The following is a 24,008-nucleotide window of genomic DNA, read 5'->3' on the forward strand; positions in this document are numbered from 1 at the left end:
TGGGCATTCGCTCGAGCGAGTAGCAGACACTGCGCCTTGTTAGCGCTAACATCGGCATTATTGAAGGCACAGCTTAGAGCGTCAAATACTAATAAATTAGTTTTATATTCCTTTTTTACAGGGTTATTCCGTGGACGAACACACACCGCGCAAACGCCGGGGCGCCGGACGCGTCACACTGAGCACCGTGGCACGCCAGGCTGGGGTGTCGGCGATTACCGTGTCGCGTTACTTCAACCAGCCGGAGCAGGTCTCGCCCGAACGCCGTGAGCGTATCGCCGAGGTGGTGGCGCAATTGGGTTATGTGCCCAATCTGGTGGCCGGTGGCTTGGCCTCTGCGCGAGGCAGAATCGTCGCGATGGTGATTCCGAATATCTCGGGGCCGATCTTTGCCAATACCTTGCAGGGTTTCAGCGATACCCTCAGTCGCCACGGCTACCAGCTGTTGCTGGCGTCCAGCTATTTCAGCATCGAGCAAGAGGAAAGCGCGGTGCGCGCCTTTCTTGGTTGGTCGCCGGCCGCGCTGGTGCTGACCAGCCGCTTCCATAGCCCAGGCACCGAAAAGATGATCGCCGAGGTGGACATCCCGGTGGTGGAAACCTGGGACTACGTGCCGGAGCGCGAGCCGTTGCAAGTGGGGTTTTCCCATTATCAAGTCGGCGTCACTGCCGCGCGCTACCTGCATGGCAAGGGCTATCGGCGTATCGCCTTCGTGCAGAACAGCGCGGCGGGCGACTTCAGCGCGCTGGAGCGCCGTGATGGTTTTACTGCGACCCTCAGCGAGCTGGGTGTGCAGCCGTGGGTCTTTTTTCCCGACGCCGACCGTGCGCCTTTCGAGGCGGGCAAGCAGGCCATGGAGGCGCTGATGGGGGAGGTGACCAGGCCCGACGCGATTTTCTTTGCCAACGACAACCTGGCTGCCGGCGGTTTGTTGGCCGGTCAGCGTGCGGGGCTGAACATCCCGCAGGACTGCGCCGTCTTGGGCTTTGGCGACTACCCCTTCGCACAGATGTTGCTGCCCAGCCTCAGCACGATCCAGCCACCGGCCCTTGAGATTGGTGTATTAGCCGCCACCCGCGTTCTACAAAGTCTGGGTGTATTACCGATCGAGGGTGAAGTTGCACGCTTGAATCTTTTGCACTGTCAGTTAATTGAAAGGGAAAGTACCTAGTCATTACGGGGCATGGCTAAGTGCAACTAGTGGCTATTGGCTGCTAACGCTCTAAATCAGTGCATTTGGCAATGTTTTGTATTTAATTTCCCGCCAGCCGGAACTAGAGCTATAACTTCCAGTCGATACCCCCGGCTAACTCCTGCATGGGCTGTGGCGAACTAATGGCACTGTTCGGTAGTTCCAAATAGCCATACTTTTCGCAACGTTAGATATTCCTCAATGATGTCTTCAGCCCCCATCGATGCTTGCAAGATGCACATCCCGCACACCGACCAGGTGTGCGCGTGGCTGATGCAGCACGCCGGGCTTAAAACGCTGGATCTGGAACGCGCCCGGCGCTTATCCGATGACCCTCGCGACCTGCTGGGTTTACTCACGCGCCTGGGCCTGGTGTCCGAAATCGAACTGGCCCGCGCCTGGGCCGATCTGCTGGCTGCGCCATTGCTGGCGACCGACGCTGCGCCGCCGTTGCTTGACCCATTACCCGCCGTGACCGAGCGCTTCCTGCGTCATTACCACCTGGTGCCCATGGGCTGGGACGAGGGCGGCCTGCGCGTGCTGGCCGCCAACCCGACGCAGCGGTACCCGTTCCAGGCCCTGGCGTATGCCTGCCAAGTTCCTGTATGGCTGGCCATCGGCGCGCATACCGAAGTAGAGGGCCTGATCGAGCGTTACTACGGCCAGGGCCGGTCGGCCATGGGCACGCTGATCGAAAACCTCGATGAGCAGGGTGGTGCCCTCGAAGATATCGAGCATCTCAAGGACATGGCTTCCGAAGCGCCGGTGATTCGCCTGGTCAACCTGATCCTGCAACGCGCCGTGGAACAACGGGCGTCGGATATCCATATCGAACCCTTCGAAAACCAGCTCAAGGTGCGCTACCGCATCGACGGCCTACTGCACGACGCCGAAGCGCCGCCCGCCAGTTCGTCGGCGGCGGTGATCTCGCGGGTCAAGATCATGGCGCGCCTGGACATCGCCGAGCGGCGCCTGCCCCAGGATGGGCGCATCATGCTGCGCATCCAGGGCAAGGCGTTGGATTTGCGCGTGTCCACGGTGCCCACCAGCTTCGGCGAGTCGGTGGTGATGCGCCTGTTGGACCGGCAAACCGTGCAGTTCGACTTCCCAAGCCTGGGTTTTGATGGTCAGCGCCTGGCAGCCTTTCTTGATGTGCTTGAGCGGCCCCACGGCATCCTGCTGGTTACCGGGCCCACAGGCTCGGGTAAAACCACCACGCTGTACACCGCCCTGTCGCGGCTCAACACCGCCGAACGCAAGATCATCACCGTGGAAGACCCGGTGGAGTACCAGCTTGAAGGCATCAACCAGATCCAGGTCAAGCCCGCCATCGGCCTGGACTTTGCCGGAGCGCTGCGCGCCATCGTGCGCCAGGACCCGGACGTGATCATGATCGGTGAAATCCGCGACCTGGAAACCTGCCGCATCGCCGTCCAATCCTCACTCACCGGCCATCTGGTGCTCTCAACCCTGCACACCAACAGCGCCGCCGCCAGCATCACACGCTTGCTGGACATGGGCGTGGAAAGCTACCTGATCGCCTCCACCGTCAGCGGCATTCTCGCCCAGCGCCTGGTGCGGCGCCTGAACCCGGCCACACGGGTCGCGTTCCAGGCACCGCCGGCGTTGATCAAGGAACACGGCCTGGATCGCCTCACCGAGCAGCGCCCGATCCTGCTGTATCACGGCGACTACCACGGCCGCAGCGCCCTCACCGAATTGCTGGTGATGAATGACGAGTTGCGCAGCCTGCTGATGGCCCACGCCGACGCCGCCACCCTTGAGCAAGCCGCCCGCCGCGGCGGTTTGCGCACCTTGTATGAAGACGGCCTGCGTCAGGCACTGGCGGGCGTCACGTCCCTGGAAGAAGTGTTGCGCGTCACCCGTGGAGAGGATGCGTGAGCCTGTTCAAGTTCCGTGCCCTGGACAGCCAGGGCGCCGCCCAGAGCGGCACGCTGCAAGCTGCTGACCAGGCCGCCGCCGTCGCCATCTTGCACAAGCGTGGCTGGTTGCTGCTGCATATCGAAACGACGGGCAGTGCCTCGTTACGTCGTGTACGCGGGCCGTTGAAGGGTGCAGCGCTGGTGAGTTTCACCCAGCAACTGGCGACGCTGCTCGGCGCCGGTCAGCCCCTTGAACGCTCGTTGAACCTGCTGCTCAAACAACCCGGCCAACCCCAGGTGCGGGCCTTGATCGAGCGCATCCGTGACCAGGTCAAGGCCGGCAAACCGCTGTCGGCTGCGCTTGAGGAAGAGGGCGATACGTTTTCTGCGCTGTACCTGAGCATGGTGCGCGCGGGCGAGGCCGGTGGTGCGCTGGAAGACACCCTGCGCCAGCTCAGCGACTACCTGGAGCGCAGCCAGCGACTGCGTGGCGAGGTGATCAACGCGCTGATCTACCCGGCGTTCCTGGTGGTGGGCGTACTGGGTTCCCTGGCGCTGTTGCTGGCCTATGTGGTGCCGCAATTCGTGCCGATTTTTCAGGATCTGGGCGTGCCGATTCCGTTGATCACCCAAGTGATCCTGGGGCTTGGCGAGTTTTTGTCGGCCTATGGCCTGGTGCTGTTGGCCGGGTTGGCGATCAGTGCCGGGCTCCTGGTGACGCGCCTGCGCGACCCCAGCCGCCGCGAACGCTACGACCGTCACCTGCTGGGCATCCGTGTGGTCGGCCCGCTGCTGCAACGGGTGCAAGCCGCACGCCTGACCCGCACCCTCGGCACCTTGCTCAGCAATGGCGTGGCATTGCTGCCCGCGCTGGTGATCGCCCGGCAGGTCTGCAGCAACCATGCATTGCAGGCGCAAGTGGCGCTGGCGGCGCAACAGGTCAAAGGCGGCGGCACCCTGGCCGAGGCGTTTGGCAGTCAACCGCTGTTGCCGCAGTTGGCCCTGCAAATGATCGAGGTCGGCGAACACGCCGGTGAACTGCCCGGCATGTTGCTCAAGGTCGCCGACATCTTCGACGTCGAGGCCAAGCGTGCGATCGACCGTCTGCTCGCTGCGCTGGTGCCCTCGCTGACCGTGATCATGGCGGTGCTGGTGGCGGTAATCATGCTCGCAATCATGCTGCCGCTGATGAGCCTCACCAGCCATATATGAACCTTCATGGAGTGGAATCAATGAGAACCCGGCACCGCCAAAACGGCTTCACCCTGCTGGAAATGCTCGCGGTAATCGTGCTGCTGGGCATCGTCGCAACCATTGTCGTGCGCCAGGTCGGCGGCAATGTGGACAAGGGCAAATACGGTGCAGGCAAGGCGCAGTTGGCGAGCTTGAGCATGAAGATCGACAGCTACGCCCTGGATGTGGGCGCGCCGCCCAACACCCTGCAACAGCTGCTCGACAAGCCCGCCAATGCCTCCAGCTGGGCGGGTCCCTATGCGAAGCCTTCGGAGTTGAAGGACCCGTTCGGCCACGGGTTCGGTTATCGCTTCCCCGGGCAGCATGGCGCCTTCGACCTGATCTTCTACGGCCAGGACGGTCAACCGGGCGGCGAGGGCTACAGTGCCGATTTGGGTAACTGGGAGTAACCCGGCCATGGCCCAGCGCGGCTTTACCTTGCTGGAGATGCTGGTGGTCATTGTATTGATCGGCGTCGCGGCCGGGTTGCTGGGGCTGGGTGTGCGCCAGGGGCTGCAAGTGGCTCAGGAGCGGCGGGTGGTGGGGCAGATGGTCGAGGCACTGCGCGCCACGCGGGCGGGGGCGATCGTCAGCGGCCAGGCGGCGCGCACCGAATTCGACCTGCAACGTCTGACGTTCCGGGCTCCAGGGCGTGCCCCGCAACAGTGGCAGGCACCGTTGCAGGTGACGCTGCACAGTGCCGAGCAGGCGGGCGCCGCCGTGGTGTTCTACCCCGATGGCAGTTCCACCGGCGGCAACCTGCTGCTGGCCAGCGGCGCCTGGCGTTGGCGTATCGACATTGGTTGGCTCACCGGCAGCGTGCAGTCCAGGGCGCTGCCATGAAGCATCAGGCCGGTTTTACCCTGCTGGAAATGCTCGCGGCCCTGACGTTGATGGCGGTGTGCAGCAGCGTGTTGCTGGTTGCCTTCGGCCAGAGTGCGCGCTCGTTGGCCCAGGTTGCCCACAGCGACCGGCTAACCCAGGCCGCGCTCACGCTGCTGGACCAGGAAGCGGCCGGCCCGCTGAGCGAAGGCACCTTGCAAGGCGAACTTGATGGCATTCATTGGCAATTGACCAGTACCCGGCAGCAGCCCCATCTGTTTCGTCTCGACCTGAACCTGCGCGAAGGCGCGCATCAGGCCCGCTTCAGCACCTTGAAGGCCCGCCTGTGAAGCGCCGCGAGCAGGGCTTCACCTTGCTGGAGATCCTCGTGGTGCTCAGCCTGCTTTCGATATTGTTATTGCTGGTGGGCGCTGCGTTGCTGGGCGCCAATCGGGCGGTGGCCAAGGCCCAAAGTTACACCGTGAGCCTGGATGAAATGCGCACCGCCCAACAGTTTCTACGCACCGCGATCAGCGAGGCGTTGCCCTTGAATATCATTGAAGACGACAGCCAGGCCGACGGTTTTTTTATCGGCACGGCAGAGCGCTTGCAGTTTGTGGCGACCTTGCCCGGCGTGCTCGGCGGGGGCATCCAGCGCTTTACCCTGCAACGGGTAGAGCAGGATTTTCAGGTGGCGTTTTCGCAGTTGCAATCCGCTGCCAACACCCAGCGTGCTGAACCGCAGGTGCTGCTGCATAACGTCGAGGCGCTGCAATTGAGTTATCGCGGCGTATCGCCCTTGGGCCAGCCCACCGGCTGGTTGAACGCGTGGCCCTGGCCCCGGCGCTTGCCCGTCGCAGTACGCATCGACGCCAGCGTCAACGGGCCGGTGCCGTGGCTGACGCAAGTGATTGCCCTGCGCCTGAACCTCGGCAGCGCGAGCAGTGAACAATGAAGCGCCAGCGCGGAGCGGCGTTGCTGTTGATGCTGTGGGTGCTGGCTTTACTCAGCCTGTTGCTCGGCGGTTTGGCTGCCTGGGTGCAACTGCAAAGTCGCCAGGCGCTGTGGTACCGCCAGCACACCCAGACGCTGTTGGCCGCCGAAGCCGGTATTGCCCAGGTCATGGCTGATCGGCACTGGGTGGCGGATGGGCGTGCCATCGCGCTGACCTTCGACGACGCCCGCCTACAGGTCCGCCTGCGCAGTGAGCGCGGCAAGCTGTACCTGGTCAACGCCGACCCCGGTGACTTGCTGCACCTGGCCCTGGCCTGCGGCGCTACCCCGGCCCAGGCCCATCAGTTGGTCCAGGCGCTTGAGGCTCGGCGCCGTCAGGGCCTGGCGCCGTTTCGGGTGCTGGAAGAAGTGCGGCAACTGCCCGGTATGACCCAGGCGCTGTACAGCCAATTGCTGCCGGAAATGACCTTGTGGAGCGACCTGGATCGACCCGATCCGGCATTTGCCAGCCCCTTGATGCGCAAGGCATTGAACCTGCCACGCCAAAACGCCGAGGGCGCCGACCCCGGCCAGGTGCTGGAAATCGACAGCCGTGCCGAGCGCCCCGGCGGCTATCAGGCACGCCTGCAACTCACCGTCTTATTGAGCCCCGCGGAGGACCGTGCACAACCCTATCGGGTGGTGCGGTGGCAAGAATGAATCGACTTGAACCTATCGCCCGCCAGTGGCGCGGCAGCCTGTTGCAACAAGGCTGGCGCCTCTGGCTCACCGAACTGCGCGGCTGTGTGCCGAGCTGGCTGGCCCCACAAGAGCCGCCTGAGCAGGTCCATCACTGGCCGCTGACGGCGCCGGTTATCCCCGGCAACGCCTGCCAGGTGCTGATGCTCGACCCTGACGTGGTGCTGCAGCAACGCCTGCAATTGCCCCTGGCGGCCGCGCGCAACCTCACGGCGGTGGTCGGCTATGAACTGGACCGCTACACCCCGTTCGACCCCGAGCAGTTGTACTTCGTGGCGCGTCAGGAGCAGCGCACACCCACCCACCTTGAGGTCACGCTGGTGGCGATCCTGCGCGAGCGTCTGGATCGGATTCTCAGCGACTGCGCTGCCCTTGGTCTGCATCCCCATCGCGTCGATGTGGCGGGCCTGGGCATCGACCTGCTGCCGGCACCGTTACGCTCGCGCCAACGCCGAACGGGCAAGGATTTGCAGCGCAGCCTGCCATGGCTGTGTGGTGCCTTGCTGATCGCCGCCATGTTGCTGTGGCTCAACGACCGCCAGCGTGTACTCGACGCCATGCACGCCACCGTGCAGCAGCAAAAAGCCCAGGTCGCCCAGGTGCACGCCCTGCGCCAGCAACTGCTCAATACCCGCGGCGCAGCGCAGTACCTCACCCAGCGCAAACTGGCGCAACCGCCGCTGGCTGCGCTGCTCAATGACTTGACCACTTGCCTGCCCGCCGACACTTGGCTCGACCAATTGGATGTCAAGGACGCTGAGGTGACCTTCTCCGGGCAAAGTGCCAAGGCCAGTGGCCTGATCACCCGCATCAAAGGCTGCCGGCGGTTGGACAACGCCCAGTTCGAAGGGGTGATTCAACCCGATGCGCGCACCGGCAAGGACCAGTTTGCCTTGCGCGCCCACTTACGCCAGGAGGCCGCCGATGCGCCGACCCCTCACACCCCGTGAACGTCGTGGCGGTGCCTTGTTGCTCCTGGCCGTGGTACTCGGTGCGGCCTATTGGTTGCTGATCGACAGCTGGTTCGCCGGCCCGCTGCGTACCATGGGCGAGCAAGCCCAGCAGTTGCGTGAGCAGCAGCAACGCTACGCCGCCGTGTTGCGCCAGGGCGATGCATTGCGCGAGCAGCTTGAGCTGGCGCGGCAAGACCCGGCCAGCAGCGCCAGTCTGTTGCCAGGCGATGACCCCGATGTGGTCGCCGCCGACCTGATGCAGCGTCTGGCCGACCTGATCAACAGCCACGCCAACCTGGGCGGCGGCTGCAACCTCACCCAGCGCAAACCCATCACCACCGAACAGGACAGCAGCGAGCCCTATAGGCAGGTCAAGGTCAGCCTCACGCTCAACTGCGCCATCGAACCGCTGACCGCGATCCTGCACGCGCTGGAATACCAACCGCCGTTTCTGTTTGTCGATGAGTTGCGCATTCGCCGCAGCAAACAGGCACCGGCCACTGGCGGGGCGGGCAAGCTGGCGGTGCAACTGCTGGTGCGTGGCTACCTGCAACCGGCGCAGGTGGCGCCATGATCGGTGCACTGCGCCCCCTGGAGTGGGGCTTGCTCGGCTTGGCCGGGCTATTGGGCGTACTGATGGCGGTGATCCTCAGCAGCATCGGTGATCAACCGCGATGGTTGCCGCAGGCGCCTGCACCTGCTCAGCCCTCCGTCACTGTGCAGGCCGCACCGGCGCCGGCGTTGCAAGAACTCGCGAGCACCTGGCAGACGCCGCTGTTCAGCCCCGATCGACGCCCGGACAGCGTGGTCGGCAAGACCCAGGTGGCGAGCCTGGCCAACCTGACCCTCAGCGGCATCATGATCACCGGCAACCTGCAAATGGCCATGCTCAAGCAAGCCAGCGGCCCACCCCTGACGGTGCGCCTGGGCCAGACGCTGCCCAACGGCTGGCGCCTGGAGCACCTGACCCCGCAATACGCCCGTTTCGCCCTCAACGGGCGCACCCAGACCCTGAGCCTCTACGGCAAGCGGTTACCCCTGATTTCCCATCCCCGCGAGCCCCTCCCTTGATCGATATGCGCACTTCGCTGTTTTGCCTGGCCACTGCCGTCTCCCTGGGCGGTTGTGGATCCTTACCCGACCGCCTTGATCCGGACGACCAGCTGCTGAACGAGGCGCTGCAAGGCACCGGTTCGCAACGCCCGCCGAATGCGGCGCCTGCGATGCAAAGCGCTCTGCCCGAGGCGAAGTCGCCGCCGCAGCGCCAGCTGATTCGTGGCAATCAGACGTTCGTGCGTAAACCCACTGCGCCGGTAAAAGCCCAGGAGGAGGGCGGCGACATCGTCTTCAACTTTCAGGGCCAGCCCATCGAAGCGGTGATCAACAGCGTAATGGGCGACTTGCTGCACGAGAACTACAGCATCACCGAGGGCGTGAAGGGCAATGTCAGCTTCTCCACGTCAAAACCGGTGGACAAGCAGCAGGCGCTGTCGATCCTCGAAACCCTGCTGTCCTGGACCGACAACGCCATGATCAAACAGGGCAACCGCTACGTGATTCTGCCGGCCAGCCAGGCGGTGGCGGGCAAGCTGGTGCCGCAGATGCGCGTGACGCAGCCCTCCAGCGGGCTCTCGGCGCGACTCTTCCCGCTGCGCTACATCTCCGCCACCGAGATGCAGAAACTGCTCAAGCCCTTCGCCCGAGAGAATGCGTTTCTGCTGGTCGACCCGGCGCGCAACGTACTGAGCCTGGCCGGCACCCCGGAAGAGCTGGCCAACTACCAGGACACCATCGACACTTTCGATGTGGACTGGCTCAAGGGCATGTCCGTGGCGGTCTTCGGCCTGCAACGTGCCTCGGTGGCCGAACTGATGCCTGAGCTGCAAGCCATGTTCGGCGCCGACAGCGGCACGCCCCTGGCGGGCATGTTGCGATTTCTGCCGGTCGAGCGCACCAACTCGGTGGTGGCGATTTCGTCTCAGCCCGAGTACCTCAGCGATGTGGGTGACTGGATTCGTACCATCGACGAGGGCGGCGGCAACGAGCCGCAGATGTATGTGTACGACGTACGCAATATGAAGGCCGCCGACCTGGCCAAATACTTGCGGCAGATCTACGGCAATGGTGCGATCAAGGACGATGCACCGGCCAAGGTCGCGCCGGGGTTGCGGACCACCACGTTATCCTCGTCCACCAGCGCTGGGCTGCAGGCCAATGTCCCAGCGCCTGCACCCGACGAACCCGAATCCGAACCTGCCGAAAATACCCAGGCGCCCCCCACCAGCGACCTCGAAGCCGGCACCCGCATCACCGCGCAAAAGAGCAGCAACCAGCTGCTGGTGCGCACCCGTCCGGCGCAATGGAAAGAGATCGAAGCGGCGATCAAGCGCCTGGACAACCCACCGCTGCAAGTGCAGATCGAGACCCGCATCCTGGAGGTCAAACTCACCGGTGAACTGGACCTGGGTGTGCAGTGGTATCTCGGCCGCCTGGCGGGCAATTCCACCAGCACCACGGTGGCGAACGCCTCCGGCAGCCAAGGCGCCCTGGGCGGTGGCGGGGCGGGGCTGGGGGCGGCGGATTCGTTGTTCTACTCCTTTGTCAGCTCCAACCTGCAAGTGGCCTTGCACGCCCTGGAAACCAACGGCCGCACCCAAGTGCTGTCGGCGCCGTCGCTGGTGGTGATGAACAATCAGCCGGCACAGATTCAGGTGGGCGATAACATTCCCATCAGCCAGACCACCGTCAACACCGGTGACGCCGACACCACCTTGAGCAGTGTCGAATACGTGCAGACCGGGGTGATCCTGGATGTGGTGCCGCGCATCAATCCGGGCGGGCTGGTGTACATGGATATCCAGCAGCAGGTCAGTGATGCCCAGAACCCGGCGGGCAGCAGTGAGACGCCGGTGAACCCGCGCATTTCCACACGCTCGGTGTCGACTCAGGTGGCGGTGCAGAGTGGGCAGACGGTATTGCTTGGTGGGTTGATCAAACAGGACAACGCCGAGAGTGTCAGTGCCGTGCCTTATCTGGGGAAGATACCGGGGTTGCGGTGGTTGTTTGGCAATACTGGCAAGTCCAAGGACCGTACGGAGTTGATAGTGCTCATTACGCCAAGAGTCATCACCAGCAGCAGCCAGGCACGGCAGGTGACGGATGATTATCGCCAGCAGATGCAACTGTTGCGGCCGGCTCAATAATCCTGGCTGCTCCGAGTACCGATGTGGGAGGGGGCTTGCTCCCGATGGCGTTTTGACTGCCAGCGACTACCTAAATGATGCGACGCGATCCAAATGTGGGAGCTGGCTTGCCTGCGATGACGGCCTGACAGCCAACACAGTTATACCGAGTACATATCCATTCCTGTGGTAACGGCTAATATTGGTTCCGCTTTTACAGCGGGTCACTTTTGAAAAGCGCAAAAGTAACCAAAACGCTCTTGCCCCACCACTCGGCACCTCGCCTAGGCTCGGTGTGCCCGTAATCCGACAGGGATTTGGGGGGCCGCCGCCACGCGCCATCCATGGCGCGGGGCGGCTAAACCGGCATCCCTGCCGGTTTACCCCCCAAATCCCTGTCGAATTCCGGCCAGCGTGGTTTAACGGGGCGCCTAAGATCAAAAGCAGATCAAAAGCGGCTTGCTTCGCATCGTAGTTACCGTCGGCTGCGACCACCTACAAAGTTGTGTAGGTACCCATGCTCATCGAGGGCAAGCCCTAATGCCAGTCAGTTAAGACTCTGTAGGAGCGAGCTTGCTCGCGAAAAACTCACAGGCGCCGCGTTCATTCAGGAAGCACGCTTTATCGTTGAGGTTTTTCGCGAGCAAGCTCGCTCCTACAGAGGGCAATGTACGCTTAACTGACTGGCATTAAGGCAAGCCCCTCCCTAGCCCAGAATCTCTCTGCTATTGATGGGGTAAACATTACCATTATGAATAAAAATATTGATAAATAATGAAAGTAGAGAATATTAGCTTATGCCAAAACAGCATTATATTTTTGAAATTCATTCCGTTATGTTTGATCTCAACAGCCTACCCCTGACCTCGGATGGTACCCAGCGTGATTCAGATTCTGCGCGCCTGACCGGGTAACTATCCCCCGCAGCAGAATCGTTGGACGGGAGCTCAACGTATGTTGCCACTTCAAACCCCTCGCTTGCCCCACACCTAGCCCAAGCCGAAACGCCTTTTGAACACCGGTCACGCCGCGCCAGGCGCGTGCCTGCTCGATTTCGCGATTTGGAAAAAGCCGGGAATGGATATGAAGCACGTTCTACAACCCACCGCCGCCCTGACGTTGTCCTTGCTGGCTGCAGCGACGCACGCCCAGGACGACAGCACCTTGTCTACCGTCGTGGTCACCGGCAACCGTGGCGCCGAGCAGCGCACGGTCACCAGCAGCCCGGTGCCGATTGATGTGGTCAGCGCCAAGCAACTGCAAAGCACCGGCAAGCCCGGGTTGATGGAGGCGTTGAGCGCGGTGATCCCGTCGCTGACCTTGCCGGAAAAAACCGGCTGGGACGCCAGCGGCATTGCCCGCGCGCCAAACCTGCGGGGCTTGAGCGCCGCCGAAGTACTGGTGCTGGTCAACGGTAAGCGTCGCCACACCAGCGCCACCTTGAATATCAACGGCATCAACACCGGCGCGGCGCCGGCCGATCTGGACCTGATCCCTATCAGCGCCATTGACCACGTAGAAGTGCTGCGCGATGGCGCCGCGGCCCAATACGGTTCCGACGCCATCGCCGGTGTGGTCAACGTGATCCTCAAGGCCGATACCAGCGGCACTTCGGTGACTAACGCGGGCCTGGGTTATGACGGCAAGAAACAAACCGTGCAGCAAAGCCTCAACAAGGGCTTCGAAATCGGTAACGGCGGCATTCTGCAGCTGGCCCTGGATGCGCGCAGCCAGAACGACGACAACAAGGCCAGCGCCAACGGCTACACCTACGAGCAGGCGTATGGCCTGGCAGGCAAGTCCACCTACGGTGGCTACGGCACGCCCAAAACCAACCTGCTGACCCTGGGCTACAACGCCGAGCTGCCGATCGATGACAGCCTCAGCCTGTACTCTTTCACCACCTACTCGCGACGCAAGGCCGAGCAGGGGCAGAACTTCCGCCTGCCGACCATCACCAATACCATCACCACCGGGCCCAATGGCTATCCGGCCGGGTACACCCCGACCTGGTACATCGACGAGGACGATTTTCAGGCGGCCTTCGGCGGCAAGGGCACCCTGGGCGAGTGGGACTGGGACCTGTCCACCACTTACGGGCGCAATGAAGCGGAGCAGGGCACCACCCACAACCAGAACCCGTCCCTGGGCGAAGCCACGCCGAACAGCTTTACCTCCGGCACGTGGATTTCTACCGAGTTGACCACCAACCTGGATTTCAAGCGCGGCTTTGATATTGGCCTGCAAAAACCCTTGGACCTGTCCTATGGCTTCGAGCATCGGCGCGATACCTACGAGGTACAGGCCGGTGACTACGGGTCTTATGCCAACGGCGGCTACTGCGTGGCGCCGGGTAACTGCGCCTCGTCAGGGGCCCAGGTCACCAACGGCATTTCCCCGCAGGAAGAAAGCAGCGCTTCTCGCAACAGCCTGGCCAGTTATGTGGATGTGGGCTTCAACCCCTTGCCGGATTGGTACGTCGGCACCGCCCTGCGCTATGAGCATTACAACGAAGGCGTGGGCGCCACCCGCAGCGGCAAGCTGACCACCCGCTATGACTTCACGCCGCAGTTCGCCGTGCGTGCCACTGTGAGCAATGGCTTTCGTGCGCCGTCCCTGGCCAACAGTTTGTTCAGTGCGCGCTCCACCACCTATGGCGTGGTGGACGGCGTGTACCAGTCGATCAATTACGGCGTGCTGCCGGTGGGGTCGGCGGCGGCCAAGGCGCTGGGCGCCGAAGAGTTGAAGCCCGAACGCTCCACCAATTTCAGCCTCGGTTTCACCCTTACACCCACCGACCGCCTGAGTTTCACCGCCGATGCCTACGTGATCAATCTACGTGACCGCATCACCCTGACCGGCACCTTGCTGGGTCCTGAAGTCACCCAGGTACTGCAGAACAACGGCATCAACTCCACCTCCGGCGGCCAGTACTTTATCAACGGCGCCGACACCCGCACCAAGGGCCTGGACCTGGTCAGCAGCTATAACCAGGACCTGGGCGCGTTCGGCGCGCTGAAGTGGACCGCTGCGTTCAACTGGAACCAGACCAGAATCCAGAACTACAAGGCGTCCACCAGCATCCTTGGCCGACCTTATGACCTGATGGACCGCGAGGCCCGCAACCTGATCACCGGCGTGCAGCCCAATACCAAGCTGATCCTCGGTGGCGACTGGAGCATCGAACGCTTCAATCTCAGCCTGGCCCTGACTCGCTACGGTTCCTACAAGGAAGTCAACTCATCGGCCAACCGCGACCTGGACCGGGTCTACAGCGCCAAATGGATCACCGATCTCGACCTTGGCTACAACCTCACCAAAGACCTGAACATCGCCATCGGCGCCAAGAACCTGTTCGACCAATACCCCAAGAAACAAGGGGTGCCGAGCAGCACCATGGTTGCCAGCTACGGCACTTATTCGCCCTACGGTTTTACCGGCGGGTACTACTACACCCGGCTGACTTACGCCTTCTAAGGCCTGCGAGGAATAGCACATGCCCATTGTCGCCAAACCCTACGACCTGCTTGATGAGGTCAGCGTACAACCGCTGCGTCAGCACCGCGTCTCCACGCCGATCAAGGCGCTGCAAGTGGTGCCCGCCCGGCATCCCTGGCGCTGGGCCGGGTCGATCTTCGCCGCGCTGGTGCTGCTGGCCATCGTGCATTCCCTGGCCACCAACCCGCGGTGGGAGTGGGGCGTATTCAGCCAGTGGTTCTTCTCGCCGTCAGTGCTGCGCGGGCTGGGGCAGACGCTGTTGCTGACCCTGCTGAGCACTGTGTTCAGCGTCATTCTTGGCACGGCGCTGGCCCTGGCGCGGCTGTCGGGTTCGCCGTTGCTGGCCGCATTGGCCTGGGGCTATATCTGGTTTTTCCGCTCGATGCCGGCGCTGCTGGTGCTGATCATTCTCTACAACTTTGCCTACCTGTATGACCACATCGTGCTCGGGGTGCCGTTCACCGACCTGGTGTTCGCCGAATGGTCGACGGTGGATGTGCTCAGCCAATTCACCGTAGCGGTGCTGGGCTTGAGCCTGATGCAGGCGGCCTATGCGGCGGAGATCATTCGCGGTGGCCTGATCGGCGTGGAGGCCGGCCAGCATGAAGCAGCCGCGGCCCTGGGGTTGCCGGCGTCGCGGCGTATCTTTCGCATTATCCTGCCCCAGGCATTGCGCTCGATTTTACCGTCGGGGTTCAACGAAATCATCGGCCTGGTCAAGGGCACCTCCATTGTCTACGTACTGGCCCTGCCCGAGCTGTTCTACACCGTGCAGGTCATCTACAACCGCACCCAGGCGGTGATCCCGCTGCTGATCGTGGCCACGGTGTGGTACCTGATCATCACCACCGTGCTCACCAGCGCCCAGTACTACGTCGAACGTCATTTCGCCCGTGGCACCGCCCGGGTGCTGCCGCCGACGCCGTTGCAGCGCCTGCGCCTGTGGCTCAAGGAGAAGTCCCATGGCTGAAGCACGCGCCGGGCGCATCCAGATCCAGGGCGTGGGCAAGCGCTTTGGCAACCAGCAGGTGCTCGATAACATCGACCTGACCATCGACCCCGGCAAGGTCACGGTGATCCTCGGCCCGTCCGGCTCGGGCAAGTCCACCTTGCTGCGCACCATCAACCACCTGGAGAAGATCGACAGCGGGCATATCACCATCGACGGTGAATACGTCGGCTATCGGCGCAAGGGTGACCTGCTGTTCGAACTCAAGGAGCGCGAAATCCTCAAGCGTCGCATCGACGTGGGTTTTGTGTTCCAGAACTTCAACCTGTTTCCGCACCTGACCGCTTGGGAAAACATCGCCGAAGCGCCGTTGGCCCACAAGCGCTGGAGCAAGGCCCAAGCCCACTTCAAGGCCGCCGAGTTGCTGGCCAAGGTCGGCCTGGCGGACAAGGCCGACGCCTATCCGCGCCAGCTCTCCGGTGGTCAGCAGCAACGCGTCGCCATCGCCCGGGCCCTGGCGCTGGACCCCAAGGTGCTGCTGTTCGACGAGCCCACCTCGGCCCTCGACCCTGAGCTGGTAGGCGAGGTGCTGGACGTGATCAAGGGCCTGACCCGACTGGGTGTAACCCTGGTGATTGTCACCCACGAGATCGGCTTTGCCCGTGAAGTTGCCGACCACGTGGTGTTTCTCTGCGACGGTCAACTGATCGAAGAGGGCCCGCCCGAACAGATCTTCCGCCAACCCCGCCATCCCCGCACCCAGGCCTTTCTCGGCAAGGTGCTTTAGTTCAAGGAGTGACTGCCATGTTCATCCATACCACCCGCGCGACCTTGCTGGCGCTTGCCGTCAGCACCGCGCAATACGCCTTCGCCGTGCAACAGGTTGATCTGAGCCCCGACCGCCCGCGCATCCATGTGCCGCGCAATGAAGCGGCCATTGCGCAGATCCCGCCAGGCTTCAAGTTCGCCCAGCCGGGCAAGTTCACTGTGGCCGTGTCCGGCGTGGCCGGGCCGCCCCTGGCACTGCTCGCCAGTGACGACAAGACCACCATTGGCAGCGAAGCCGATACCGCACAACTGATCGCCGATAGCCTCGGCCTGCAACTCAATGTGGTACAGACCAGTTGGGAGGATTGGCCCCTGGGCGTCAGCTCGGGCAAATACGACGTGGTGATCAGCAACGTCACCGTCACCGAGGCACGCAAAAAGCGTTTTGACTTCGCCACCTACCGCCAGGATGTGCTCGGCTTTTACGTCAAGAGCACCAGCAAGATCACTGAGATCAAGCAGGCGGCGGACATTGCCGGGCTGAAGATCATCGTCGGCTCCGGCACTAACCAGGAAAAGGTTCTGCTGGCCTGGAACGAGGCCAATGAAAATGCCGGCCTCAAGCCTGCGCTGTTGCAATACTTCGACGATCAGGCCGCCGCGCAACTGGCGGTGCAGTCAGGGCGCAGCGATGCGCTGTTCGGGCCGAACTCGGTGTACGCCTATTCGGCGGCGATCACCGGCGGCATCAAGCGCGTCGGCACCGTCAACGGTGGCTGGCCGTTGCAGGCCGATATCGCCGTGACCACGCGCAAGGACAACGGCCTGGTCCAGCCGATCCACACTGCCTTGGAAGGCGCGATTGCCGGAGGGCAATACGAGCAGGTGCTGCAACGTTGGGGCCTGGATGTCGAACGCGTCGACAAGTCGCTGATCAACCCACCGGGCTTGCCGGACTAGGAGCATCGACATGGGACTGACACGACGTGAAGCGCTGTCGAGCATTGCCGCAGTGGGCGGTGAGAAGGCGGTCAAGGATGCACTGGCGGTGTTGGGTCTGGGCCCATCGTCACACCGCCGACCGCAACCGCTGAAACTCAAGGATGGCCTGGGACAGGGCACCCGCGTGCTGGTGCTGGGCGCCGGGATTGCAGGATTGGTCACGGCCCTGGAACTGAGTCGCGCCGGCTTCAGCGTGCAGGTGCTGGAAGCCCGTGAGCGCGTGGGTGGCCGCACCTGGACCCTGCGCAACGGCGACCGCGTGGACTACAAGGATGGCCGCTCGCAAACCGTGGGGTTTGATCCGGGCCAGTATTTCAACGCCGGCCCGGCGCGTATTCCCAGCCAGCACCGCACTATCCTCGACTATTGCAGTGAGCTGGGCGTGCCGTTGGAAGTGCTGGTCAACAGCAGCCATGGCGCTCAGGTGCGGCCGGACCTGAGCCAGCCGGCGTTCAGCGTCGGCCAGGCGCTCAACGATACCCGTGGGCATCTGTCCGGGTTGCTGGCCAAGGCGGTGCAACGCGATGCCCTTGACGATGTATTGAGTGGTGAAGAGCGTACGCGCCTGCTGGGTTTTTTGCAGGTGTACGGGGACCTGTCCCAGGAGCTGGCTTTTGAGGGCACCCTGCGTTCCGGGCACCTTGAGTCAGCCGCCCACCCTGGCGCCTTGCCCGCCCGCCACAAGCCGCTGGGGTTGGAGCGCTTGCTGCACCCGGAACTCTGGGGCGCTTTGTTGCACACCGAGTTCCCGGAATTTTCAGCCACCATGTTCCAGCCGGTGGGCGGCATGGACCGCATCACCGACGCCCTCTACCGACGCGTGCATGAGCAGGTGCAACTCGGCGCCCAGGTGCGGCAGATCCGTCAGTTGGAGGAGGGCGTGGCGGTGACCTATCACGACCAGCACAGCGGCCGCGAACAGGTGGTGCGTGCCGATTACCTGGTCTCGACCTTGCCGCTGCCCCTGCTGGCCAGGCTCGACAGCGACTTCAGCGACCCGGTCAAGGCCGCCTTGCTCAGCACTCGCAGCGATCAGGCGACCAAGGTGGCGTGGCAATCCCCACGTTTCTGGGAAACCGATTACCGCACCTATGGCGGCCTGTCATGGGTCGAGCATCCGGCGCGCTTGCTGTGGTACCCCAGCAACGACCTCAACACCCGCGAGGGCGTGCTGGTGGCCGGTTACGTGACCGGGGAGGGCGCCGACGTGTTCGGCGCACAGCCACTCGAACAGCAGCACGCCGCCTCCCGACAAGCCGTAGAGCTGTTGCATCCAGGTTATTCCAAACATTTGCGTCATCCACTGGCGGTGTCCTGGGAACAGATCCCCTACAGCGAAGGCCCGTGGCTGCAACGCGAACACTTCCCCGCCCAGGCTCACGCCTTGCTGGAACGGCCCCATGGCCGGGTGTACTTCGCCGGCGACGGCCTGGTGCAAAGTGGCGTGGGCATCTGGCAGGAGTCGGCGGCCAACTCCGCGCGCCATGTGGTGGCGCAACTGGCCGAGCGCATCACTCAACAACGACAGATTGCGGCTGTGGCCGCCTCTTGAGGAGCAATACCATGAGCGACAGCATTCAACGCACCAGCGTGGGCGATTTTCCCATCTCGCAAACCGTCACCGTGCCGGCCTCGGCCAGTCTGATATTCGTCAGCGGCACGCTGCCCGACCTCGCCGACCCGAATGTGCCTGGGGTTTACGGCGACACCGAAGTACAGACTGTTTCAGTGTTTAACAAGCTGCGCAAAATCCTCCAGCAGCAGGATCTGGACCTGGGCGATATCGTGCAGTTGCGGGTATTTCTGGTCGGCGCGGAAGAAACCCACGGCAAGCTGGATTTTGCCGGGTTACAGCGGGGGTATACGCAGTTCTTCGGCACGCCCGAGCAGCCGAACAAACCGGCGCGGACCGCGTTGCAAGTGGTGGCGTTGCCGCTGCCGGGGGCGTTGGTGGAGGTGGAGGCGATTGCTGCTCGGGCGGTGTGATGACGCCCGTCACTCTGCGGCGTGGAGCCTTTGCTCTGTCGCCCGATCGATCAACGCCCGCAGCGCTTCGAACAAAGGGTCGGCATCTGTGTGTTTTTTGCCGTAGGCCAGGTTGAAGGCGTAATCGAAATCGGGCGGGTTCAGTCCTTGGGTGTGCTGCAGCAGGGTCTCCAGCTTGTCCATGGCCTTGACGGCTTTTGCTTCCGGCGAGCGCGCGTTCTCGTAGTCATCCCATAACGTCAGGATCTCGGCTTTCAGGGGGCTGTCCAGGGACTGCGCCAACAGCAGCAGGTCGAGTCGCTCCTGTTCGCCCTTGTTGGGAAAGGCCGCCTGGCTGACCGCCGGGATATCGCCGTGGATGGCTTCGCCCAAATCATGGATAACGCACATCTTGAGGATTTTCAGCAGGTCCAGGCCGGGCAATTGATCGGCGAACACCATCGCCATCAGACACAGGCGCCAACTGTGTTCGGCCGTGCTTTCAGTGCGGCCCGAAGCCGTGTGGGCACTTCTGAGCACATCCTTGAGTTTTTCCGCTTCGCGCAGAAAATCGAGACGGCCTTTGATTTTTTCCAGGTCCATGATGCTGCCCCGCAAGGTCGGTTGTGCAGGTAAGCCTAGGTGCGCGAGCGCAGATCGTCCACGCATAAAATATGCGCGGTGGGCTTTCAGAGTGTCTCGACCAGGCGTGCTGCGCTGCCATCGCTCAGGGTCATGCGTGTCCAGCGACACAGGCTTGGGCGTATGGGCACGAGATTGGAGTCGTTGCTTCCAGTGGTGAATTCAAGGGCCGGTGGTGCCTGGGTTTCACGCCAGCCGGTATGCTCCAGGCTGGCTTCGATCAGCTGGATTTGCGGCGTTGCGAAGCGCCACAACGACTGGCCCATAAGCTCGGCGAGCGGGCTGCTGAACTGGCGTGCGCGGGAGGGCGAGCACGCGAGCAGGCGGTGCGTCAGGTCGCACACCAAGTGCATCGCTTGCGAACTCTCGCTGACCAGCCGGGCCAATGCCTGATCGGCGGCTGCATCAAGCCGGGCTGCCAACAGTTGCTCAAGCTGTTGGTGCGCAGCCGGATCCATTGCTTGTATGCCACTTTCCCAGCGCGAAATAGTCGATTGCGTGACGTTGAACAACTGCGCTGCATGACTTTGCTTGATGCGGTGCAGCAAACGCCATCGCCGCAGCGCAACGCCGGGCAAGGCAGGCTTGAGCAACGAGTGAGGCATCTGCGATTCCTGAGTCGACGGGTGGATGACGAGTGTGATGACAAGAGGGCAGCGGTGCAAATGAGTGGGATGAACGGCCCTCGGGTTGGCACACCAAGCCTCAGGGCTAAAGTGTTGATCGCTCCTGATACGCAGATCCAATGTGGGAGGGGGCTACTCTTTATTGCTGCAACAACAATGCCCGCTGCTTGAGCTTGCGTTTCTGCGCAAACGGCAAGGTTTCATCATCCCCGTACGGCGCGCTGTACCAGTTGCCGTAGCTCGGATTTGGCAGCAGGAACCAGCGCTGCCCCAGCCAGTTCACATAGGGTTCGACGGCCTTGCGCTGCGCAGCCAGGGTGTTGTGTTCGGCCTGCACGAAATCTCCCAGCGAGTCACCGGCCATCAATAACACGCGGGCTTGGCTGGCGACCCACTGGCGACGGCAGTTCTTGCCATAGCCAGCGCTTTCGCAATGGCCGATGGGGGTGCTGGCCGCCAGGATCTGTGCGTCGCTCTCTATCGGAAAGCCGCGCAAACGCAGGTTTTTGGCGGTGGCCGCGACCTGGCTGTGCTCGCGGTTGGTGAGGTAATACACCTTGATGCCTTTTTGCCTGGCCGCTTGCAGGAACGCCACGGAACCCGGCAGTGCCTCGGCCTTGGCCTGCTCGACCCAGGTATTCCAGCGATCGTAGGAATAGACCTGATTGTTGATGATGTCGCGAGCGTTGAGCGGCACGTTGTCCAACAGCGTCTCGTCGATATCCACAATCACCGCCGGCGGCAAACCGGTCAGCTTGCGCGCAGGTAAAGGCAGTGCGTCCCAGTTGGGGTCGGCCAGCGCTACATCGAGTTGGCGGGTGGCGTTGGCGAAGAGCTGGCGGTAGATCATCTCGTGCTCGATGGACGTCTGGGTCCAGAGCACGGCGTCGAGTTGGTCGTTGGCCGGGGGTGTTTGCTGGCAGCCTGCCAGGGCGGTGGTCAGCAGGCAGGCACTGGCAAGGAACAGGTTACGCATGGGCAAATCTCGCAGAGGATGGGTGCGTGGTCGGCACAGTAGCGCATTCCCCCGCACAATCAAGGCGTACACACCAGTGCCTGGCGCTCGTAGTTCAACGCCTTGTTCTGTGGTGCCAGCGCATAGCTCGCGCTACAACGCTGTTCCCCCCACTTGATGATCAGCGTGCCCTGATCCTTTTCCACCAGTGCCAGGGCATTACCATTGGGGTCGGCAATCGCCAACTGCTTGCCATTGGCGTCTTCCAGTGAGGCACCAAACGACAGCGGTTGATGCTGTGCATCAAACAACTCAAACAACACCCGCCGCCCGGTGGTGCCGCTGTAATGCGCCACCACGATGGCGCCACGGCGCGGCACCAGCTGCTGGGTGGCGTTGGTGATTTCCACGTCGCCACCCAGATCGCGAGTGTCCAGGCTGATCCAGTTGACCCGGTAGGGTTGCGCAGTGGGCACCACCGCATAGCCGTTGTAGCCGGTTTCCACCCCGCTGTAGCTGCTGATCTTGGCTCCAGCGACGCCTGGTACTTCGGCCAGAGCGAAGGTCTCGCTGACCGTCTGCCCCAGGTTGACGCCACCCGCATGAGCCACCACGGAGCCTGCGAGGTTGAAGTTCTGTGAGTTGTAGCCCTGGCCCTGGCTGTAACCGAGGCTGACGTCTGCCACGGCGGTACGACTGTTGATGTTCACCGAGCCTGAGTCGCCGCTGGTGTCACTGTGGCCGGCCTGCACCGAATAGAAAGTGTCGCTGGTATCGGCCACGTAGCCATTGATGCCCGCTTGGGTGGTGGTATCGCCACGTTGGTGGCTGGTGGTGACAAACGCCCGTGGCGCGCGGGCCTGGCTGCCCAGCGGGAAAGACACCGACAGGTTCACCTGCGTGTCGCTGCTCGGCTCGCCCCAGGTGACGATCTGCTTGGTGCGCGTCACGCCAAGGTTGTAGCTCAGGTCGCCCCAGTTGCCGGTGTAGCCCGCGGAAAAGCTCTGGGAACCGCCGCGATTCCAATAGCGCTGGTCGCTGGCGTTTACATACAGGCTGCCGAATTCGCTGTTGCGTCCGATGCTCTGGTTGATGGTCAGGTCGGTGCGGGTTTTCGAGTGGCCGGTGCGTACGCGCAGGTCTTCGCTGCTGTCTTCCACATGGTCGGTGAGGGTGCGATAGCCCTCGGTGGAGTAGCGATAGGCGGCCAGGGTGAAGTTGGTATCGGTGCCGGCAAAGGTCTTGGCGTACAAGGCGCGTACGCTGCTGCCCTGGGAGGTTCGCCCCTGGGCCTTGCTGGACGAATGGGTGGTATCCAGCGAGAACGCACCGAATGCGGTGTTCCGGCCGGCGCCGATCGACAGCGCGCTGTAGTCCTCACTGGCTTGCACACCGACAATCCCGCTGAGGTTGCTGGTCAAGCCGTAAGCCAGCGTACCGCTAAAAAAACGCGGGGTTGCCAGGCCATCGGCATTGCTTTTGAACGTGCCCGCCGAGACGCTGTATTTGACCTGGCCTTCGCGCACCATGATCGGCAGGCTGGAGAACGCCTGCATCGTCACCCGCCGCGTACCGTCGGCTTCGATCACGGTAATTTGCAGGTCACCGTTGGAGCCGCTGGGGTAGATATCGTTGATCTCGAACGGGCCTGGCGCGACGTTGGCGGTGTAGAGGATGTAGTCATTCTGGCGGATTTCCACCGTCGCGTTGGTCTGCGCCACCCCACGGATTACGGGGGCATAGCCGCGTTCGCTGTCGGCGCGCATGCCATCATCCGAGGCGAGCTTGACCCCGCGGTAGCGCACGCTGTCGAACAGGTCAGTGTCGGAGAAAATCTCACCGGCGCTGAACTGGCCCTTGATCGCGGTGACGTCGTGCTGCAAGTAAGTACGGTTGCTGGTGAAGGTGTTCGAGCGATCGGTGCCGCCGCTCAGGTTCGACTCGTTGCGCAGGCGCCAGGCCCCCAGGTTGATGCCGTTGCGCAGGCCCAGGTTATTGGCAATGCGGGTTTTATAGTCGCCGGCGGTGCGGCTGCTGTTGAGCTGGTAGTTGATGAAGGCGGCGGGCACACCGTCGTCCCACAACTGTGGGTCGACATACCCGCGCAAGCCACGCTGCATCGCCACCTGCGGGATACTTGCGAGCAGGCGCAGACGGCTGCTGTCGTAGCGCACGCTGGCGTCTTCGATCATGTCGGCAAGGGCGTAGCATTCCTGCGGCTGCTGCGGGTCGAGTTTGCCCTCGGCCTGCAAACGGTGCAGGTCGATACCCAGTTGCTTGAGTAGGTCGAGGGTCAGGCAGGCTTCGACGCGGCCGTTTTTCGGGTTGCGCTTGAAGTCGATATCGCGCCGGCCCACCAGCACTTCGTTGCTGTACAAATCGACGCGGTAATTGCCCGGCAGCACGCTGTTGGCCGAGAGCAATTGCTGCAAGTCCACCGGCGACTGCGAGCCTTGCAGGAAGGTGGTGTTGAAGGTTTGCGCAGCGTCATCGGCCATGGCCAGGCTGGGCAAGCTGGCAGCAATCGCCAGCGACAGCGTCTTCAACTTCAGTACGCCACGTGCGGGCCTGTTGCTGGAAAGAAAGGACATGCGAAGACCTATGACATCCCTGATTGACGGACAGCCGGGCACGCAAACACGCACG

The 24,008-nt window shown here is 62.8% G+C and carries 22 protein-coding genes; 18 read left to right on the top strand and 4 right to left on the bottom strand.

Features of this window, described 5'->3' with window-relative positions; genetic code table 11:
• The first annotated feature begins 130 nt into the window (after nucleotides 1-130).
• From QMK52_RS17015 to QMK52_RS17100, 18 genes are all read left to right on the top strand, one after another.
• Nucleotides 131-1,171 (top strand): LacI family DNA-binding transcriptional regulator, encoded by a 1,041-nt coding sequence (locus tag QMK52_RS17015; protein WP_320403103.1) that lies wholly within the window; start codon nucleotides 131-133, stop codon nucleotides 1,169-1,171.
• 255 nt (nucleotides 1,172-1,426) lie between these two features.
• Nucleotides 1,427-3,094, top strand: coding sequence for a GspE/PulE family protein (locus tag QMK52_RS17020; protein WP_320403104.1), 1,668 nt, complete (start codon nucleotides 1,427-1,429; stop codon nucleotides 3,092-3,094).
• Entirely contained in the window at nucleotides 3,091-4,287 is a 1,197-nt protein-coding gene (gene gspF, locus QMK52_RS17025) for a type II secretion system inner membrane protein GspF (RefSeq protein WP_320403105.1), read from the top strand. Before QMK52_RS17020 ends, gspF begins: the two co-directional genes overlap by 4 nt.
• A 20-nt stretch (nucleotides 4,288-4,307) precedes the next feature.
• A complete protein-coding gene (gspG, locus tag QMK52_RS17030; RefSeq protein ID WP_087945255.1) occupies nucleotides 4,308-4,718 on the top strand; it encodes a type II secretion system major pseudopilin GspG in 411 nt (136 codons plus the stop codon).
• Nucleotides 4,719-4,725: 7 nt separating this feature from the next.
• On the top strand, nucleotides 4,726-5,151 hold the full coding sequence (locus tag QMK52_RS17035) for a type II secretion system protein (RefSeq protein WP_320403106.1): 426 nt from the start codon (nucleotides 4,726-4,728) through the stop codon (nucleotides 5,149-5,151).
• The gene (locus QMK52_RS17040; protein WP_320403107.1) at nucleotides 5,148-5,480 is read left to right on the top strand and encodes a prepilin-type N-terminal cleavage/methylation domain-containing protein; all 333 of its coding nucleotides are present in this window, start codon (nucleotides 5,148-5,150) and stop codon (nucleotides 5,478-5,480) included. The genes QMK52_RS17035 and QMK52_RS17040 overlap by 4 nt, the downstream gene beginning before the upstream one ends.
• Nucleotides 5,477-6,085 (top strand): prepilin-type N-terminal cleavage/methylation domain-containing protein, encoded by a 609-nt coding sequence (locus QMK52_RS17045; protein ID WP_320403108.1) that lies wholly within the window; start codon nucleotides 5,477-5,479, stop codon nucleotides 6,083-6,085. The genes QMK52_RS17040 and QMK52_RS17045 overlap by 4 nt, the downstream gene beginning before the upstream one ends.
• Nucleotides 6,082-6,783, top strand: a complete 702-nt coding sequence (locus tag QMK52_RS17050) for a type II secretion system minor pseudopilin GspK (protein WP_320403109.1) — start codon at nucleotides 6,082-6,084, stop codon at nucleotides 6,781-6,783. The genes QMK52_RS17045 and QMK52_RS17050 overlap by 4 nt, the downstream gene beginning before the upstream one ends.
• Nucleotides 6,780-7,772: a PilN domain-containing protein gene (locus tag QMK52_RS17055; protein WP_320403110.1), complete on the top strand. Its 993-nt coding sequence runs from the start codon at nucleotides 6,780-6,782 to the stop codon at nucleotides 7,770-7,772. The genes QMK52_RS17050 and QMK52_RS17055 overlap by 4 nt, the downstream gene beginning before the upstream one ends.
• Nucleotides 7,747-8,349 (top strand): type II secretion system protein GspM, encoded by a 603-nt coding sequence (gene gspM, locus QMK52_RS17060; protein WP_005789622.1) that lies wholly within the window; start codon nucleotides 7,747-7,749, stop codon nucleotides 8,347-8,349. The genes QMK52_RS17055 and gspM overlap by 26 nt, the downstream gene beginning before the upstream one ends.
• On the top strand, nucleotides 8,346-8,846 hold the full coding sequence (locus tag QMK52_RS17065) for a hypothetical protein (protein WP_320403111.1): 501 nt from the start codon (nucleotides 8,346-8,348) through the stop codon (nucleotides 8,844-8,846). The genes gspM and QMK52_RS17065 overlap by 4 nt, the downstream gene beginning before the upstream one ends.
• Before the next feature lie 5 nt (nucleotides 8,847-8,851).
• Nucleotides 8,852-10,978 carry a type II secretion system secretin GspD gene (gene gspD / locus QMK52_RS17070; RefSeq protein ID WP_320403112.1) on the top strand — a complete coding sequence of 709 codons (2,127 nt, stop codon included), beginning with the start codon at nucleotides 8,852-8,854 and terminating at the stop codon, nucleotides 10,976-10,978.
• Nucleotides 10,979-12,040: 1,062 nt separating this feature from the next.
• A complete protein-coding gene (locus tag QMK52_RS17075; protein ID WP_122733854.1) occupies nucleotides 12,041-14,434 on the top strand; it encodes a TonB-dependent receptor plug domain-containing protein in 2,394 nt (797 codons plus the stop codon).
• 19 nt (nucleotides 14,435-14,453) lie between these two features.
• Complete coding sequence (locus QMK52_RS17080) at nucleotides 14,454-15,425, top strand: amino acid ABC transporter permease (RefSeq protein WP_005789615.1); 972 nt, start codon at nucleotides 14,454-14,456, stop codon at nucleotides 15,423-15,425.
• Nucleotides 15,418-16,191, top strand: coding sequence for an amino acid ABC transporter ATP-binding protein (locus tag QMK52_RS17085; protein ID WP_032880317.1), 774 nt, complete (start codon nucleotides 15,418-15,420; stop codon nucleotides 16,189-16,191). The genes QMK52_RS17080 and QMK52_RS17085 overlap by 8 nt, the downstream gene beginning before the upstream one ends.
• Nucleotides 16,192-16,208: 17 nt before the next feature.
• The gene (locus tag QMK52_RS17090; protein ID WP_320403113.1) at nucleotides 16,209-17,132 is read left to right on the top strand and encodes an ABC transporter substrate-binding protein; all 924 of its coding nucleotides are present in this window, start codon (nucleotides 16,209-16,211) and stop codon (nucleotides 17,130-17,132) included.
• A 10-nt stretch (nucleotides 17,133-17,142) separates the two neighbouring features.
• Entirely contained in the window at nucleotides 17,143-18,726 is a 1,584-nt protein-coding gene (locus QMK52_RS17095; protein WP_194438738.1) for a flavin monoamine oxidase family protein, read from the top strand.
• Nucleotides 18,727-18,737: 11 nt separating this feature from the next.
• A complete protein-coding gene (locus QMK52_RS17100; RefSeq protein WP_194438736.1) occupies nucleotides 18,738-19,160 on the top strand; it encodes a RidA family protein in 423 nt (140 codons plus the stop codon).
• Between the two features lie 9 nt (nucleotides 19,161-19,169).
• Here QMK52_RS17100 and QMK52_RS17105 read toward each other — a convergent pair whose 3' ends face one another.
• The 4 genes from QMK52_RS17105 to QMK52_RS17120 all read right to left on the bottom strand — a co-directional run bounded on the left by QMK52_RS17105 (nucleotide 19,170) and on the right by QMK52_RS17120 (nucleotide 23,953).
• Nucleotides 19,170-19,742, bottom strand: a complete 573-nt coding sequence (locus QMK52_RS17105) for an HD domain-containing protein (protein WP_320403114.1) — start codon at nucleotides 19,740-19,742, stop codon at nucleotides 19,170-19,172.
• A gap of 86 nt (nucleotides 19,743-19,828) precedes the next feature.
• Complete coding sequence (locus QMK52_RS17110; protein ID WP_320403115.1) at nucleotides 19,829-20,386, bottom strand: helix-turn-helix transcriptional regulator; 558 nt, start codon at nucleotides 20,384-20,386, stop codon at nucleotides 19,829-19,831.
• Between the two features lie 160 nt (nucleotides 20,387-20,546).
• Nucleotides 20,547-21,383, bottom strand: coding sequence for a 5'-nucleotidase, lipoprotein e(P4) family (locus tag QMK52_RS17115; protein WP_005789601.1), 837 nt, complete (start codon nucleotides 21,381-21,383; stop codon nucleotides 20,547-20,549).
• Between the two features lie 59 nt (nucleotides 21,384-21,442).
• Nucleotides 21,443-23,953, bottom strand: a complete 2,511-nt coding sequence (locus tag QMK52_RS17120; RefSeq protein ID WP_320403116.1) for a fimbria/pilus outer membrane usher protein — start codon at nucleotides 23,951-23,953, stop codon at nucleotides 21,443-21,445.
• Between the last annotated feature and the right edge of the window lie 55 nt (nucleotides 23,954-24,008).

It is taken from the genome of Pseudomonas sp. P9_2 (assembly GCF_034008255.1).
Lineage (GTDB): Bacteria > Pseudomonadota > Gammaproteobacteria > Pseudomonadales > Pseudomonadaceae > Aquipseudomonas > Aquipseudomonas synxantha_A.

Bases quoted from the DNA above. Each gene is read 5' to 3' on its own strand.
- QMK52_RS17020 (WP_320403104.1), top strand. From the start codon at position 1,427: ATGCACATCCCGCACACCGACCAGGTGTGCGCGTGGCTGATGCAGCAC.
- gspG (WP_087945255.1), top strand. From the start codon at position 4,308: ATGAGAACCCGGCACCGCCAAAACGGCTTCACCCTGCTGGAAATGCTC.
- QMK52_RS17035 (WP_320403106.1), top strand. From the start codon at position 4,726: ATGGCCCAGCGCGGCTTTACCTTGCTGGAGATGCTGGTGGTCATTGTA.
- QMK52_RS17040 (WP_320403107.1), top strand. From the start codon at position 5,148: ATGAAGCATCAGGCCGGTTTTACCCTGCTGGAAATGCTCGCGGCCCTG.
- QMK52_RS17050 (WP_320403109.1), top strand. From the start codon at position 6,082: ATGAAGCGCCAGCGCGGAGCGGCGTTGCTGTTGATGCTGTGGGTGCTG.
- QMK52_RS17055 (WP_320403110.1), top strand. From the start codon at position 6,780: ATGAATCGACTTGAACCTATCGCCCGCCAGTGGCGCGGCAGCCTGTTG.
- gspM (WP_005789622.1), top strand. From the start codon at position 7,747: ATGCGCCGACCCCTCACACCCCGTGAACGTCGTGGCGGTGCCTTGTTG.
- QMK52_RS17065 (WP_320403111.1), top strand. From the start codon at position 8,346: ATGATCGGTGCACTGCGCCCCCTGGAGTGGGGCTTGCTCGGCTTGGCC.
- gspD (WP_320403112.1), top strand. From the start codon at position 8,852: ATGCGCACTTCGCTGTTTTGCCTGGCCACTGCCGTCTCCCTGGGCGGT.
- QMK52_RS17075 (WP_122733854.1), top strand. From the start codon at position 12,041: ATGAAGCACGTTCTACAACCCACCGCCGCCCTGACGTTGTCCTTGCTG.
- QMK52_RS17080 (WP_005789615.1), top strand. From the start codon at position 14,454: ATGCCCATTGTCGCCAAACCCTACGACCTGCTTGATGAGGTCAGCGTA.
- QMK52_RS17085 (WP_032880317.1), top strand. From the start codon at position 15,418: ATGGCTGAAGCACGCGCCGGGCGCATCCAGATCCAGGGCGTGGGCAAG.
- QMK52_RS17090 (WP_320403113.1), top strand. From the start codon at position 16,209: ATGTTCATCCATACCACCCGCGCGACCTTGCTGGCGCTTGCCGTCAGC.
- QMK52_RS17095 (WP_194438738.1), top strand. From the start codon at position 17,143: ATGGGACTGACACGACGTGAAGCGCTGTCGAGCATTGCCGCAGTGGGC.
- QMK52_RS17100 (WP_194438736.1), top strand. From the start codon at position 18,738: ATGAGCGACAGCATTCAACGCACCAGCGTGGGCGATTTTCCCATCTCG.
- QMK52_RS17105 (WP_320403114.1), bottom strand. From the start codon at position 19,742: ATGGACCTGGAAAAAATCAAAGGCCGTCTCGATTTTCTGCGCGAAGCG.
- QMK52_RS17110 (WP_320403115.1), bottom strand. From the start codon at position 20,386: ATGCCTCACTCGTTGCTCAAGCCTGCCTTGCCCGGCGTTGCGCTGCGG.
- QMK52_RS17115 (WP_005789601.1), bottom strand. From the start codon at position 21,383: ATGCGTAACCTGTTCCTTGCCAGTGCCTGCCTGCTGACCACCGCCCTG.
- QMK52_RS17120 (WP_320403116.1), bottom strand. From the start codon at position 23,953: ATGTCCTTTCTTTCCAGCAACAGGCCCGCACGTGGCGTACTGAAGTTG.